This is a genomic window from Spirosoma aerolatum (genome assembly GCF_002056795.1).
Lineage (GTDB): Bacteria > Bacteroidota > Bacteroidia > Cytophagales > Spirosomataceae > Spirosoma > Spirosoma aerolatum.
The window spans coordinates 7,155,985-7,169,990 of sequence record NZ_CP020104.1 but is presented as its reverse complement, the minus strand read 5'-3'; the positions used below and the strand labels follow the sequence as shown (position 1 = coordinate 7,169,990).

Here is a 14,006-nt window from a genome sequence, read left to right as displayed (position 1 = left end):
GGTGTTCGTATGGCTAAGTATAAACAGCCCTGAGATAGACTTTATTCGATTGCGTCTGTTAGGAGATGGACAGAATTAAACATATCAATCACACACTAATCGGCCTGGAATCACTGTCTAACAATTTCGGCGTTTTCAGGTTGGACAATCAAACCCAATTAACGAACAGATGAAATACAACCAGCTTGGAAATACCGGCGTGTTAGTTTCTGAACTATGCCTGGGAACAATGACCTTTGGTGGAAATGGCTACTGGAAAGCCATGGGTGAATTGCAGCAGAATGCCGTCAATGATATTGTGAAAACGGCAGTCGATAACGGCATTAATTTTATTGATACGGCCAATGTGTATTCATTCGGAGAATCCGAACGGTTGCTGGGGCAGGCCATTAAGTCGCTCGGCTTATCGCGCGATGAACTCGTCATTGCAACGAAAGTACGCGGCCGCATGGGCGAAGGCAAAAATCAGGTTGGCTTAGGCCGGTTCCAGATCATGCAGCAAATCGAAGGGAGTCTGAAACGTCTTCAGATGGACCACGTTGATCTCTATCAGATTCATGGCTTCGACCCCATTACCCCACTGGAAGAAACCATGCGCGGGCTGGAAGATGTGGTGCGAAGTGGTAAAGTACGCTATATTGGTTGCTCCAACCTAGCGGCCTGGCAGGTGATGAAAGCCAACGGCATTGCCGAAAAATATGGCTGGACAAAATTTATCTCCACCCAGAATTATTACTCCATTGCGGGTCGCGATATTGAAAACGAAATTGTACCGATGGTGCAGGACCAGCATATGGCCATTCTACCCTGGAGTCCGCTGGCAGGTGGATTTCTCTCAGGAAAATATACCCGTGATAACAAGCCCGAAGGCGACTCGCGACGGCTGGAGTTTAATTTTCCACCCGTCAATCAGGAGCGGGCATATGATATAATCGACGTTATGCAGACTATTGGCGAAGCGCATGGTGTGTCGGTCGCCCGTGTTGCGCTGGCTTGGGTGCTGGCTCAACCGGCTGTTACAAGCGTAATCATCGGCGCTAAAAATACCGATCAACTGCTGGACAATATTAAAGCGGTAGAAGTGAGCCTGACGAACGAACAGCTCGAACAACTCGACCAGGTAAGTGGCAATCCCAAACCCTATCCACAATGGATGATTCAACGGCAAAGCAGCGATCGGCTGGGAGCGTATAATTTTACACCGCCCTCTATTGTCGTGAAGTAACGCGGCTGGAAAGCTACGCATGATTCTTGTTAGCAATGGTTAGTTTCTGATTGGGTAAGTTCAGCACGGTTTGCAAATTCGGTACGGGCTACCGTATTTTGTAGGTGTCATAGATAATCACCCCTACAATGAATTTTCCTGCAGAACTGAGTTATACGGAGGATCACGAGTGGATTCGGATAGAAGAAGACGGTACGGCCGTAGTTGGTATTACGGATTTCGCGCAGCATGAACTGGGCGATATTATTTTCGTCGACATCAACACCGTTGGCCAAACGCTGGCAAAAGGTGAGGTTTTCGGGGCTGTAGAAGCCGTTAAAACGGTATCAGACCTGTTCTTGCCAATTGAAGGTGAAATTCTGGAGTTGAATCCAGCGGTTGAGAAAAAGCCCGAACTACTCAATACCGATCCATATGGCGAAGGCTGGATTGTCCGCCTGAAACCGGCCGATGGTACTCAGAAAGATGAGTTGCTGACAGCTGATGCGTACCAGAAACTGGTAGGTGCGTGATCGATAAAATACAGTTGTAAAAGGCTCCGAAGGGGCCTTTTTTTTAGCTAATTAAGTCACATTTACAGTCCCTCTTTGCAAAAAGCAGCGGAAGTTTTTTATGCAATTTCTCATCCGTTCTGCCCGTATAGTCGATACTGCTTCGTCGTTCGACGGGCAGGTAGTTGATATTCTGGTTGACAACGGGCTGATTCGTCAAATTGGCGAAAATCTGTCTGCTGATACAGATACTCCGGTTATAGAATCGGATAATCTCCATGTCTCGTCGGGCTGGGTCGATATGCGCGTACTGACACAGGACCCAGGCTATGAGCATAAAGAAGACCTGACCAGCGTTTGTCGGGCCGCTGCTGCCGGTGGCTTTACGGATATAGCCGTACTGCCTAATACGCAGCCGGTAGTCGATGATAAAGGGACATTGGGCTATGTCCGTCGCATCGCCGAAGGACAACCCGTTACGGTACATGCCATTGCGGCCGTTACGAAAAAGGCTGCCGGTGAGGACTTTACGGAGATGCTCGATCTGCATCGGGCAGGCGCTGTGGCATTTTCGGACGGAACGCACCCCCTTCAAAATCCGGATTTACTCCTTAAAACCCTGCAGTACCTTCAGCCTATCAACGGCTTGCTAATGAATCGGCCGGAGGAGCAATTACTGACTCGCTTTGGACAGATGCACGAAGGTATCCAAAGTACTCTATTAGGCTTGAAAGGTTTGCCCGCTCTGGCCGAAGAACTGATCATTGAACGCGACCTTCGGTTGCTCGACTATGTGCTTGGAGAAGAGGGGAGAGGCCAAAAGAGTGAAGGGTTGACTAGTAATACCGCTACTACCTCAGATTCTACGTCCGCTATCCTTCATTTTTCCACTATTTCCTCCGCTCGTTCGGTCGAATTGATTCGACAGGCAAAAGCGGCTGGTGCTCCTGTGAGTTGTGATGTGGCCGTACACCAACTGGTTTTTGATGACTCGGCCCTTGCTAACTTTGACACCAACCTGAAGGTAAATCCACCGTTTCGGTCGGCTGCTGACGTAGAGGCACTTTGGGCTGGTTTGGCCGATGGTACTATTGACGCGATTGTATCAGACCATTCGCCACAGGATGCCGAAAGCAAAAATCTGGAATTCGATCAGGCTGAGTTTGGCATTACCGGATTGGAGACGGTTTTTTCGGTACTCATAACCCATAATCGGCAGTTGCCCCTGGCTCAATTGATCGAGAAACTTACCGTTCGCCCACGCGAAATTCTTCGGTTACCAGCGCAATCGATCGCTGAAGGGCAGTTTGCCCGTCTGACGCTTTTTGATCCTACGCAAACGTGGGTTTACGATCGTACGTTCTCTAAATCGAAAAACTCGCCGTTTCTTGGCCGTACATTTACAGGACGCGTTATCGGTACTGTGCATCAGGGCCAATTGATCCGTACATCATGAAAAGTATTCTCAATTATTTTAGTCATCCGTTGTTGAAGATCCCGCTTCTGGCGGGCCTAGTAACGGGTGTTTTGTGCTTTGTTTATTTCCTGGGTCTATATGCGCTGGACATTCCACCACTGGGTAATATCCGGGTATTGGATTATGGTATTCATATTATCGTGATGGTCGGTTCAGTCTGGTATTACCGAAAATACATTGGTCATGGGCGGCTGCATTTGTGGGAAGGGCTAACAATTGGTTATGTTATCAATACGGTGGCTGCGCTGATAACGGGCTGGCTTATTTATTTCTTTGTGACTCAGGTTGATCCGGGTGTGTTTGCTGAGTACGTTGCCAATTCGAAGAAACTTCTGCTGGATGGTAAAAAACAAATAACGGATCAATTCGGGCCCGAGACATTTGCCGAACAGTGGAAAAAAGCGAGTACGATGGAGCCTGCCGTACTGCTGCCCGATGAGCTTACTAAAAAAACAGCGCTGGCGGTGATACCCGTACTGATTATTTCGCTAATATTCCGTAAGCAGGATTACAGTGTTATGCAATAATTGGTTTCACCTAAACTCTTTGTAGTATGGAAGAAAAGACCTCGACAACGCGTGTTGCCTTGAAGTGGGCACTAATATTGGCCGTAGTTTCCATTATTTACTCCATAATTCTGTTTGTTACGGATAGCATTGGTAATCGTGCGCTGGGTTTTGTTGCGTATGGATTGACCATTGCTGCGATTATCATGGCCATGCGTGAGTTCAGGACGCTCAATGGTGGCTTTATGACGTATGGAGAAGGTGTAGGCTTAGGGACTTTGACGGCCGCTATTTCTGGCTTTATCTCCAGCTTGTTTTCGGTATTCTACATGACCGTTATCGATACGGGTATTATGACACGTGCGGCTGATAAAGCCCGTGAGCAGATGGAGAACCAGGGAATGCCGGACGAACAGATCGATAGTGCCATGAGCATCATGGAAAAATTTCAGAGTCCCGGAATTTTGTTTGCATTTGGAGTTATTGGGTCGATCTTCTTAGGGCTGATTTTTTCATTGATTATTGCCGCGTTTATACGTCGAAACAAAAACAATCCGTTTGAATAAGGTAGTTGGTGGAATGATTAATTCGCTGCGTAAAGCCTACCTAATAAGCATTTAACTGCTTCACTGTTCAACTAGAATCACAAGTGCTGGCCATTTTTCGTAAAGAAATCAATCAATTTTTTTCGTCGCCCATTGCGTATATCATCATGGGCGTCTTTCTGACAGCTATGGGGCTGCTCCTGTGGGTGTTTCCAGATACGAGCCTACTGGAAAATGGGTATGCCGACATGGGTACGTTTTTCAATCTGACTCCCTACCTGCTGCTATTTCTGGTACCGGCTATCACGATGCGTTCCATTGCAGACGAAGTACGGCTTGGTACGTTAGAATGGCTATTGACAAAGCCCGTTAGCCGCTGGAGTATCATAGGGGGTAAGTTTCTGGCAAGCTGGCTGCTGGTAATCATTGTTCTGTTGCCAACGCTTCTTTATTATATTAGTCTTTATAAACTTGGTTCGCCCGTTGGGAATATCGACTCGGCAGGGGTGTTTGGTTCCTACACGGGTTTGATCTTACTAGCTGGTGTATTTGTGGCTATCGGCTTATGGGCCTCATCGTTCAACGATAATCAGGTGGTGGCCTTTGTCCTGGGTGTATTTGTAAGCTTTCTGCTGTATGTTGGGCTAAGTGCGCTGGCAGGCCTATCGGTACTGGGCGGTATAGCGTACTATTTATCTTTGTTGGCGTTAGACGAACAGTATCGATCGCTTGGGCGTGGGGTAATTGACAGTCGAAATGTTATTTATCTGATTAGCGTGATCGTGCTTTTTCTTCTTCTGACAACCAATCGATTAAAATCAACTTTATGAAAATTTCGCCAATACTAGCTCGGTGGCTGGCTATAATCTGGACAATCATTATGCTGATTGGCTGTCTTACTCCTCATGAAGAGTTACCTGATGAGTTACTATCCTGGAGCGACAAACTGTTACATGTGCTTATTTTTGCGCCATTTACGCTGCTATGGGCACTGGCTGGTTTTCCTATGGGCCGAGTACTCATTGCTGGTGTACTTTTCGGCGCCCTGATCGAAATCCTTCAATATGTTCTGCCCATAAATCGAAGTGCTGATTGGATTGATCTGTTGGCCGATAGTCTGGGGGCTGTTGTCGGAATAGGTATGGCATGGCTAATTCCGCAGAGGTATCGATTCGTTTAAAAACGGCATCAGGTTTCAAGTTGCTCTCTTGCACAACTTGAAACCTGATGCCACAAGTTACAACTTACAATTTTGCGGCTGTTGCCCGATGAACAGAGTTGCATTTAGCGCTAATAATTTTGTAGGCCTCCGTGTAGCCCAGCTCGCCAGCCCGACTCATATCGATACAGGCATTAGCCTCATCTCCCGAATCGTAACGAATGATTCCCCGCAAATAATAAGCCTCTGCATGGCGTGGATTCAATTTGATGGTGCTGTTGCAGTCGATCATTGAGCCCCGTTGGTCGCCCAGTGAAGAGCGAACGATTCCCCGGATAAAGTAGGCTTCGGCATTGGTCGGATTCAGTTCTACGGCACGGTTTAAGTCCTGTAAAGCTAGTTTGCCATCGCCAGCCGCATTTTTCAATATACCTCGCACTAAAAAAGCATCTGAACGGTCATCGGCAAGTTCGACCACTTTATATCGATCCTGTACAACAGAGCCAAATAAAGGTAAGGTACTGGTTGTGATAAAATCGCTGTAATACGCCTTGTTCTGGTTGGTGGCCGATCCCGTTTCAATGGCTTTGTCGAGATCGCTGATCGCCTGTTTCGTCGTATTCAGACGGCTCTTGGCAAAGCCACGACTAAAAAGAGCTTTATGGTGGTTGGGGCTTAGCTGGATTGTTTTGTCGAAATCGGCTATTGCGTTCTCAAATTCACTCAAGCGGGACTTGACCAGGCCACGCCGATAGTATAAGTCAGCTTCGTCTTTACTGAGTTCAATGGCCCGGTTGAAGTCGGCCATCGAGCCTTTGTAATCTTCCAGTTTAAAACGGGCATAGCCACGACCGCTCAGAGCCTGGGTTTTGTTGGGCATTTTTTCCAGCGCCAACCCATAATCGGCCAAAGCGCCTTTGTAGTCGTTCAACTGCATTTTGCAGTTACCTCGAGCGGTCAGAATATTGGCATCGGTAGGAGCAAGCCCAGCCGCTTTATTAAAATCGGCCAGAGCACTATTGGTATAGTTGATCTGAAGACGACATAGACCGCGTTGATAGTAGAGTATGGCATCGTTGGGATTAAGGTCAATGGCCCGGTTGAAATCCTGCATAGCTCCCCGAAAATCCTCCTGACGAGTTCGGTTTAACCCTCGATATAAATACGCATTGGCATCGTTGGGATTAAGGTCAATGGCCTGATCGAGGTCGAGGTTAGCGCCCTGAATATCATTTAAGCTGATTTTGGCTAATGCTCGGTTATAGTAGCTGGGTGCATTTTCAGGATTCAGAATGATGGCTGTCGAAAAAGCCTGTAAAGCGCCGGGGTAGTCTTTAGCGTTACTTTTCTGAACGCCTTCGTTGAAAAAGTCAGCCGCCGTTTGCTGAGCGACAGCCAGTCGTCCCACTGCGCAGAAGAGTAACAGTAAGGCAGTTACGGATAATTTTTGCATATACATGATGGATTAGGTTTATGAAAGAGTATTCAGGCAAATGTATAGTTTTATTACTATTTTATCCGATAATGGCTAAAAATCTGTTATCTATTTTTTGATTTTATTACTGTTTATGTAAACTATATAAAAATAATATACTTTTTAAAGGAGGTGTATGAACGAACCTAACCAAAAAGAGTACAAAACGTGTAAAAGGACTTTATAAGTAACTTTTTAGTTTGACTATAAAATAACAATGCACCAATAATGTGGTTTTAGATTGACAGTTAATTGAATTCTAATGGAGCAGGTGGGCAGAGGTAATTAGGAATTTACCAACTTGGTCATCTAATCTTACATAGCTATGCATATTGGATTTATTGGTTTAGGCAAGATGGGTTATAACCTCGTCAGCAACTTGGTGGGGCATGGTCATACCGTGGTGGGTTACGACATAAATGAAGCACTGGTTGAGGCTGTGAAGCAGGAAGGAGCTCAAGGGGCCAATTCCCTACAAGACATGTATAATGCGCTTCCAGAGAAACGAGTCCTTTGGCTGATGATTCCGGCCGGGTCGTTGATCGATAAAGTGATCGAGCAATTGTTACAGGTTATGAATCCAGGGGATGTGGTGATTGACGGCGGAAACTCCCATTACAAAGATTCAATTCGGCGGCATGATTACCTGAAGCAGAAAGGAATTGGTTTTCTGGACTGTGGTACTAGTGGGGGTATGAGTGGAGCATTGCATGGAGCCTGTACCATGGTTGGTGGCGATCCAGATGTTATTGAGCCATTGCATGCGGTTTTTAAGGATATTTCGGTTGAAGATGGCTATCTCTATACCGGCCCAGCGGGCAGCGGCCATTTTACGAAGATGGTCCACAACGGTATCGAGTATGGCATGATGCAGTCGATCGCCGAAGGGTTCGAAGTATTATCCAAAAGTCCGTTCCCGATGGATTATCAGGCGGTTGCAAAAATGTGGAATCATGGCTCGGTTATTCGAAGCTGGCTGATGGAGCTGACAGAAGATGCATTTACGAAAGATCCTAACCTTGATTCGATAAAAGGGAAGATGTTTTCGTCGGGCGAAGGGAAATGGACGCTCGAGACAGCCCTCGATCTTGAGGTGCCAACACCCGTTATTGCCCTGTCGTTATTGATGCGTTATCGGTCATTGCAGGAGGATACGTTTACCGGAAAAGTGGTGGCCGCTTTACGGAATGAGTTTGGTGGACATGCCGTCGAGAAAAAATAAAATTCGCACAAACAAAAAAATAGTTCAATTTCGTTCGTTTTTTTTCGTTAGTATTACACGAAGGTTCGGGCAGTTTCGATTGTCGTCCATAACGATATCGAACTGTTTCGGACCTTTTTCTTTACTCTTAACCACCGTAAAAGCTAATATGAAGCTTCTAGGCGCGATCAAAGACCCTACGTTTACAGGAAAGAATTACAATCGATTTGATCGGTTTTTTCTTCAGTTTATCAAAGATGAGCGCGATTTGCCATTTATTTATCTGACCCTTCGCATCACATTTGTGCTGATTCCATTAAGTGTGTTGCTATTTATGCCGTTTGTAACAGGTTGGATTTGGTGGACGATCGCGGCTGCACATTTTTATGTAAGTAACTTTGTGTTTAAAGGCCCCTTTGGACTTATGCTTCACTGCACCAGCCACCGCCAGTTCTTCAAATCGGAATATGGCTGGATGAATAATTATCTGCCCTGGATTGTTGCCCCTTTCTTCGGGCATACGCCCGAAACCTATTACAGCCATCATATTGGTATGCACCATCCGGAAAACAATCTGGAAGATGATGACAGTAGTACCATGACATTCCAGCGGGATAGCTTCCGCAGCTTTCTAGCTTATTTCGGACGGTTTTTTGTGATTGGTGTGCGGAATTTGCTGGCTTATCTTCACCGGAAGAATCGTTCAAAACTAGCTACCCGTGCGCTTACTGGCGAAATTATATTTGCCGTTGTTGCCTGTATTTTGCTCTATGTGAATTGGGCCGCAACAGTACTGGTATTTTTGTTTCCACTTCTGGTGTATCGGTTAATTGCCATGATGGGCAACTGGACACAGCACGCCTTTGTCGATGGCGATGAACCAGGTAACGCCTATAAAAACAGTATTACCTGTATCAATGTGAAGTACAATAAAAAATGCTGGAACGACGGCTATCATATCAGTCATCATGTTCGGCCTGCTTTGCACTGGACTGAACACCCTACATTTTTTCTGAAAACAATTGATAAATATGCCCATAATCAGGCCATTGTTTTTGATGGGCTTGATTTCCTCCAGATTTTTTTCCTGCTGATGCGCGGTCGGTATGATGTGTTGGTGAAATATATGGTGAACATAAACGATGCCTTTGCCAGCGACGAAGAAGCCATTGCCTTGTTACGTCGGCGTACGCGACGAATCACGACTAATGATACCGTATTAGATGTACCCCAAGTGGCTGTTGCCTAGCTACATTTCGGTATAAAGCAGAAAGCTACAGAGAAGTATCAAAACAGATTCTCTGTAGCTTTCTGCTTTTTGTATTAGCAACGTTAGTTAGTACCTCCGTCGATTCGGGCTTCAATAACCTGTTGAATGTCAGTAGGTATATTTGACAGGAAGTCGTACCCAGTCAATGCTTCGAGTTTGTCGACAGTCGTGATGTAGGCACGCCAGGGTTTATCGGCGGCTGATTGTTCATTGGGAATATTGACGGCAATGATGCGTGTATTTTCTGTGAGCTGAAAGGTATTGTCAGGTCCGGTTGGAACAACAATCAGGATTTTCCAGAGTGTGGCTGGTACAGCTAATTTTCCGTTGGCTATGGATGTGGCAAAGCCGTTTTGGCCCGTACCACCTGTGCCGCTTACACCCGCAATAATGTAGACGTCGTTGCCGTTGCTCATCAGTTGACGCTCATACTCTTCTAAATTTTTCCAGACCTCGCGGTTATGTCGTGGGGCTTGTGGCACGATGTTGGTTAGGAGAAACGTAGCGGCATTATCTTCGGGGGTTGCATCGCGATCGTCCGATGGACAAAGGTGCCCCCGATCGAAGCCTGTATTGGTATAGTCGGAAGGACGGGCAGCATACCAGCCAGTTGGCAATGTGGGGTCAGGCCTGAAATCATTGGTACGTTTGCTATCGCCTTTTGAGGTGGATGTCAATCGCCAACTGACCCAATTAGCAATGCCACGGCTACGATTGTAGGATAGCGTATACTGTGGCTTTGTCAGTAGGTAATTGTCAGGGCTGTTGCTGGATGCGTTGCTTGGATTACCCAGGGCCAGATTGTCGGGCCGATTTAGCGTACTCGTTGTGCTGGTGCTGGGCAAGGTTGGCCGAACACTAACACAGCCACTGATGAGCAGACTTGCCCCAATGGCGAACGCAAATGTTTTTAATTGATAATGTATCTGAATTGATTTTGCTAACATTCTTACGGAACTTTACAATCAATCCATAAATGTAGTGATTCTCTACGTAGTCAATATCTGATTTCCAGAAGAGAATTAATACGTCCTCAATAGATGAGTAACTGCTATCATGGCTAAAAAGAAGCAACCTACTGCCTACGAGAATCCTCGTTCGGCATCATCCAAACCTGCTCAAACCACCGCAACGAATTCTACCCGGCCAAGTTCAACCCGTGTTAACGAGACGGCTCAGCGTCCGGTAACGCGCCCAACGACAACTAAACCGACTACGACACCGCCCTCGTCGGATCTACCTATCGAAAAACGCCCGGTCGTCTGGTGGCCTGTAGCGGCTCTGGCTCTATTAGGCTTCGTTTTGTACATTAACACCTTTGGACACCAGTACGCGCTCGACGATATAGCGGCCGTTGGTCAGAATTTATTCGTTAAAAAAGGGCTAGCTGGTATACCTGACCTGCTTCGTACCGAATTCTGGCATTTCAGCAATATCTCTCTGGGGTATTATCGCCCACTATCGCTGATTACGTTTGCGATGGAGCAGGAGTATTTCAAAGATAATCCAAACATCAGCCACATGATCAATGCCGGTTTGTACGCATTAACTGGTTTGTCTATTGGCGCATTGCTTCAGAAATGGCTACCGGGTCAAACGATCACCGCTTTTCTGATTGGGCTGGTGTTTATTGCACATCCTATCCATACTGAGATTGTAGCGAATATCAAGGGACGTGACGAAATCCTGAGCTTCCTGTTTATCTCGCTTATGTTACTGTCGTACTGGAAGCACCTGGAATCGGCTTCGTCGTTCTGGTATAAGGGGGCAGTTGGCGACTGGGCGTTTGGTGGATTATTTGGCCTGTTTGCTATTGTCGGGGGCTGGGTAATTGGGAGTAGTCTGACGGGAAGTACGTTTGGTGGTATCGTCGGGGTGCTGATTATGGGCTCTTTGTCGGCAAGTTGGGTGGGGCTGGCATGTGTATCATTGTATTTCGCGTTCCTGTCCAAAGAGTCGTCTATTGTGAGTCTGGCACTGATTCCGGCCATGCAATACTGGTTTGCCCGTCGGAATGTGTGGCAGTCGCTCATCAGTTTATGGCCATTTCTAATTGTGGCTGCTCTGTTTTTCTTCCAGAAACAGAAGATGATTGGTACTCTAAGCGGAACCCCTCCGGTCGACTGGGCCAACTATCCGTACAAGATTTTACAGACTGAGAAATCGACAACCTTCAAATTCCTGATGTATTATATCCGGTTGTTGATCTTGCCACATCCGCTTGTCTATGACTATTCGTATAATGTGATCCCATCGGGTAGCAAAGGCGATTTACTGACCTGGGCTGGCTTCTTGTCGCTGATCGCCTTAGCCTGGTTAGGCTGGAAGGGGTTCATGAAGCGTACACTCTGGGGCTTTGGTATATTCTGGTTCTTTGTTACGATGGCTCCTGGTCTGGGTTTTATCTGGATGCGGGGTGGTATTTTCGCTGAACGGTTTGCCTACGCAGCTGTGATGGGCTTCGCGTTCATTCTAATCTGGGCCTTACAAAAACTGCTTGTTCGGGGAGACGCCAATGCATCGGATGAGTCTGCTACCAAACCCGCATTGGTTCGTTATGCGCCGTTGCTAGGGCTGATGGCTGTTGTCGCTGGGCTCTATTCGTTCAAAACGGTTGAACGTAACCGCGACTGGGAGAACAATTTCATCCTGTTTAATTCGGCGCTACCCTATGCACCCAATAGCTGCCAGGTACAACGACATGTAGCGAATGAGTGGATTGAGAAAGGGCTGAAAGATCGTGCCAAAGCGGATTCAATTGCAAATGCAACCAATGCGATCAAGCCTAAACCGACACCTGAACAGATCAAGAAAGCGCAGGCTTTGATCGACACTAATATCGCCCACGCGAATGTGCACGGTCGTTGGGCACTCGACCATCTGCAGGAGTCGACCCGTATCTATCCAAACTTTGGGGAAGCGTATTTCTCGATGGCCTATGTTTTTCAGAAAATTACACCCAATGTCGATTCGGCCAAGTACTACTATAAGCAAACCATTCGGGCAGCCAACGCGTATGCACCAGCTTACAACAACCTGGGGGTAATCTATCAGGGGGAAGCTCAGGCACAAAATAATCGGCAGAAGCTCGAACTGGCGTCGTACTATTACAATCGCTCGATGGTTGTAAACCCAGCTTATGTGGATGGGCAGAACAACCGGGCTAACTTACTGAAAGCGTATGGAATCGATGTGAAAGTGCTACCAGATTCGATTATTAATAAGTACTAGATAACTCAAGGCGGTGGAGAGCTAGTGTAAAGCTGCTTAGGGTCGCTGGTTCCTCTCATATTGTATAATTGACGTTTATCTTTTGGGGGTTGACGATATCGTCAACCCCGATTTGTTTTATTCTTCCGCCAGCGTACGGGAGATATTCATTCGGTAAACGCCCAAAGCAGGCAAGGCAGCGGCCAGTATACCAATGAGGAGGGCAATGCCCAGAAGTGCCCACTCTTCGGGCAGAATGCCAAAAGCCGCCAGATTATAATGATACTCATCCGAAACAGTCCCCGAGAATAGCCATAAACCAACCCGACTTAATAACAACCCCAACACAAAGCCAATCAGCGCCAGTACAATACCTTCCAGCAAGAGCATGCCAAACAACTGGGCGCGTGTGGCGCCCATCGACAGCATGAGCGCCATTTCGTAGCGCCGTTCTTTTAGGGAGTTATAGAGTGATACGAACACACTAACGCCCGAAATCAGCATAATTACAATAGCAAGACCGCGCAGGGTTTCTACACCTATACCCAGCAGAGAAAAAAGCCGATTGATTTCAATATTTGGTAAAGCCGCCTGAAGTTTGGAGTTGCTGTTGATACCCCGTGCCAGCATCATACCCATCGGATTCCGGAACTTGATGAGCATGCTGGTGATTTCGCGGGGCTCTTCCTCATGTTCGTCGTGGGTTTCACCGGCTTCATGCGCTTCTCCTTCTTCGTGATGCTCGTCATGATGTGCGTGAATGGCCCATACGCTCGATACGGGGGTCAGAATAAGTTGGTCGGTAACTGTGTTGGTTGGGTTGAGGACACCGACAACCTTGTATTTGGAGTCCCCGTGCACTTCACCGTCTTTATCCAGCCCATGCGAACTGGCAAAAGTATCCCCGATTTTTAAGCCCGTCACATCCGCTACGCGAGGACCAATGACTACTTCCAGGTCCTTTTGAAATAGCTTTCCCTGACCCACCGTGGCACCAAAATGATCGAGGTATTTTTTGTTGGTACCTATGATCCGAAACGACCGATAATTGTCGCCCATGGCCAGTGGAATGGCCGTTTTAATCATTGGATTACGGGAAAGCCGCTCGGCTTCATCGAGGGGGATATTACCAACGGGTGAGTCGATCTGATAAATACTGGACAGAATCAATTGTAAGGGGCTTCCTTTCGCACCCAGCACCATATCGATGCCCCGAATATTTTTCCGAAACTGATCGTCCAGCTGTTTGTTGAGCAGCAACAGCAGCGAGATAATCGTAATTCCAAACGTCATCAACAGGCCGCTTAGGAAGCTGCTCAGAGGCTTGTCGCGTAGATTACTCCAACTAATTCGGAAAAGATTCATCCTGAAGAAATTTAATAGATAATGAACAATGGATAATGTAAAAATGAAAAACTACCAAGCTAATTATTCATTCTACATTATTC

The 14,006-nt window shown here is 46.8% G+C and carries 13 protein-coding genes; 10 read left to right on the top strand and 3 right to left on the bottom strand.

What is annotated here, in order from left to right; translation table 11 throughout:
• The first annotated feature begins 169 nt into the window (after positions 1 to 169).
• The 7 genes from B5M13_RS29955 (at position 170) to B5M13_RS29925 (ending at position 5,424) form a co-directional block, all read left to right on the top strand.
• Positions 170 to 1,225, top strand: coding sequence for an aldo/keto reductase (locus B5M13_RS29955; protein ID WP_080059157.1), 1,056 nt, complete (start codon positions 170 to 172; stop codon positions 1,223 to 1,225).
• A gap of 128 nt (positions 1,226 to 1,353) precedes the next feature.
• The gene (gene gcvH / locus B5M13_RS29950) at positions 1,354 to 1,737 is read left to right on the top strand and encodes a glycine cleavage system protein GcvH (protein ID WP_080059156.1); all 384 of its coding nucleotides are present in this window, start codon (positions 1,354 to 1,356) and stop codon (positions 1,735 to 1,737) included.
• 100 nt (positions 1,738 to 1,837) lie between these two features.
• The gene (locus B5M13_RS29945) at positions 1,838 to 3,172 is read left to right on the top strand and encodes a dihydroorotase (RefSeq protein ID WP_080059155.1); all 1,335 of its coding nucleotides are present in this window, start codon (positions 1,838 to 1,840) and stop codon (positions 3,170 to 3,172) included.
• Complete coding sequence (locus B5M13_RS29940) at positions 3,169 to 3,720, top strand: DUF4199 domain-containing protein (protein WP_080059154.1); 552 nt, start codon at positions 3,169 to 3,171, stop codon at positions 3,718 to 3,720. Before B5M13_RS29945 ends, B5M13_RS29940 begins: the two co-directional genes overlap by 4 nt.
• 26 nt (positions 3,721 to 3,746) lie before the next feature.
• Positions 3,747 to 4,265, top strand: a complete 519-nt coding sequence (locus B5M13_RS29935) for a DUF4199 domain-containing protein (protein ID WP_080059153.1) — start codon at positions 3,747 to 3,749, stop codon at positions 4,263 to 4,265.
• Between the two features lie 83 nt (positions 4,266 to 4,348).
• Positions 4,349 to 5,074, top strand: coding sequence for a gliding motility-associated ABC transporter permease subunit GldF (gene gldF, locus B5M13_RS29930; protein ID WP_080059152.1), 726 nt, complete (start codon positions 4,349 to 4,351; stop codon positions 5,072 to 5,074).
• The gene (locus B5M13_RS29925) at positions 5,071 to 5,424 is read left to right on the top strand and encodes a VanZ family protein (protein WP_080059151.1); all 354 of its coding nucleotides are present in this window, start codon (positions 5,071 to 5,073) and stop codon (positions 5,422 to 5,424) included. Before gldF ends, B5M13_RS29925 begins: the two co-directional genes overlap by 4 nt.
• 64 nt (positions 5,425 to 5,488) lie before the next feature.
• Here the strand turns inward: B5M13_RS29925 and B5M13_RS29920 are convergent, their stop codons facing one another.
• Complete coding sequence (locus tag B5M13_RS29920; protein ID WP_245859559.1) at positions 5,489 to 6,856, bottom strand: tetratricopeptide repeat protein; 1,368 nt, start codon at positions 6,854 to 6,856, stop codon at positions 5,489 to 5,491.
• A gap of 346 nt (positions 6,857 to 7,202) precedes the next feature.
• Here B5M13_RS29920 and gnd point away from each other — a divergent pair, with 346 nt between their 5' ends.
• Together gnd and B5M13_RS29910 are read left to right on the top strand one after the other, a co-directional pair.
• Positions 7,203 to 8,099 carry a phosphogluconate dehydrogenase (NAD(+)-dependent, decarboxylating) gene (gene gnd, locus B5M13_RS29915; RefSeq protein WP_080059149.1) on the top strand — a complete coding sequence of 299 codons (897 nt, stop codon included), beginning with the start codon at positions 7,203 to 7,205 and terminating at the stop codon, positions 8,097 to 8,099.
• A gap of 148 nt (positions 8,100 to 8,247) precedes the next feature.
• On the top strand, positions 8,248 to 9,327 hold the full coding sequence (locus B5M13_RS29910; protein WP_080059148.1) for a fatty acid desaturase family protein: 1,080 nt from the start codon (positions 8,248 to 8,250) through the stop codon (positions 9,325 to 9,327).
• 83 nt (positions 9,328 to 9,410) lie between these two features.
• Here B5M13_RS29910 and B5M13_RS29905 read toward each other — a convergent pair whose 3' ends face one another.
• Entirely contained in the window at positions 9,411 to 10,295 is an 885-nt protein-coding gene (locus tag B5M13_RS29905) for a DNA/RNA non-specific endonuclease (RefSeq protein ID WP_080059147.1), read from the bottom strand.
• Between the two features lie 109 nt (positions 10,296 to 10,404).
• Between B5M13_RS29905 and B5M13_RS29900 the strand changes: the two genes are divergently transcribed.
• The gene (locus B5M13_RS29900) at positions 10,405 to 12,579 is read left to right on the top strand and encodes a tetratricopeptide repeat protein (RefSeq protein ID WP_080059146.1); all 2,175 of its coding nucleotides are present in this window, start codon (positions 10,405 to 10,407) and stop codon (positions 12,577 to 12,579) included.
• Between the two features lie 117 nt (positions 12,580 to 12,696).
• Here the strand turns inward: B5M13_RS29900 and B5M13_RS29895 are convergent, their stop codons facing one another.
• Positions 12,697 to 13,923: an ABC transporter permease gene (locus B5M13_RS29895; RefSeq protein ID WP_080059145.1), complete on the bottom strand. Its 1,227-nt coding sequence runs from the start codon at positions 13,921 to 13,923 to the stop codon at positions 12,697 to 12,699.
• Between the last annotated feature and the right edge of the window lie 83 nt (positions 13,924 to 14,006).

Excerpts from the sequence above, each read along its gene's own strand:
- B5M13_RS29955 (WP_080059157.1), top strand. The coding sequence starts at position 170 with ATGAAATACAACCAGCTTGGAAATACCGGCGTGTTAGTTTCTGAACTA.
- gcvH (WP_080059156.1), top strand. The coding sequence starts at position 1,354 with ATGAATTTTCCTGCAGAACTGAGTTATACGGAGGATCACGAGTGGATT.
- B5M13_RS29945 (WP_080059155.1), top strand. The coding sequence starts at position 1,838 with ATGCAATTTCTCATCCGTTCTGCCCGTATAGTCGATACTGCTTCGTCG.
- B5M13_RS29940 (WP_080059154.1), top strand. The coding sequence starts at position 3,169 with ATGAAAAGTATTCTCAATTATTTTAGTCATCCGTTGTTGAAGATCCCG.
- B5M13_RS29935 (WP_080059153.1), top strand. The coding sequence starts at position 3,747 with ATGGAAGAAAAGACCTCGACAACGCGTGTTGCCTTGAAGTGGGCACTA.
- B5M13_RS29925 (WP_080059151.1), top strand. The coding sequence starts at position 5,071 with ATGAAAATTTCGCCAATACTAGCTCGGTGGCTGGCTATAATCTGGACA.
- B5M13_RS29920 (WP_245859559.1), bottom strand. The coding sequence starts at position 6,856 with ATGCAAAAATTATCCGTAACTGCCTTACTGTTACTCTTCTGCGCAGTG.
- gnd (WP_080059149.1), top strand. The coding sequence starts at position 7,203 with ATGCATATTGGATTTATTGGTTTAGGCAAGATGGGTTATAACCTCGTC.
- B5M13_RS29910 (WP_080059148.1), top strand. The coding sequence starts at position 8,248 with ATGAAGCTTCTAGGCGCGATCAAAGACCCTACGTTTACAGGAAAGAAT.
- B5M13_RS29905 (WP_080059147.1), bottom strand. The coding sequence starts at position 10,295 with ATGTTAGCAAAATCAATTCAGATACATTATCAATTAAAAACATTTGCG.
- B5M13_RS29900 (WP_080059146.1), top strand. The coding sequence starts at position 10,405 with ATGGCTAAAAAGAAGCAACCTACTGCCTACGAGAATCCTCGTTCGGCA.
- B5M13_RS29895 (WP_080059145.1), bottom strand. The coding sequence starts at position 13,923 with ATGAATCTTTTCCGAATTAGTTGGAGTAATCTACGCGACAAGCCTCTG.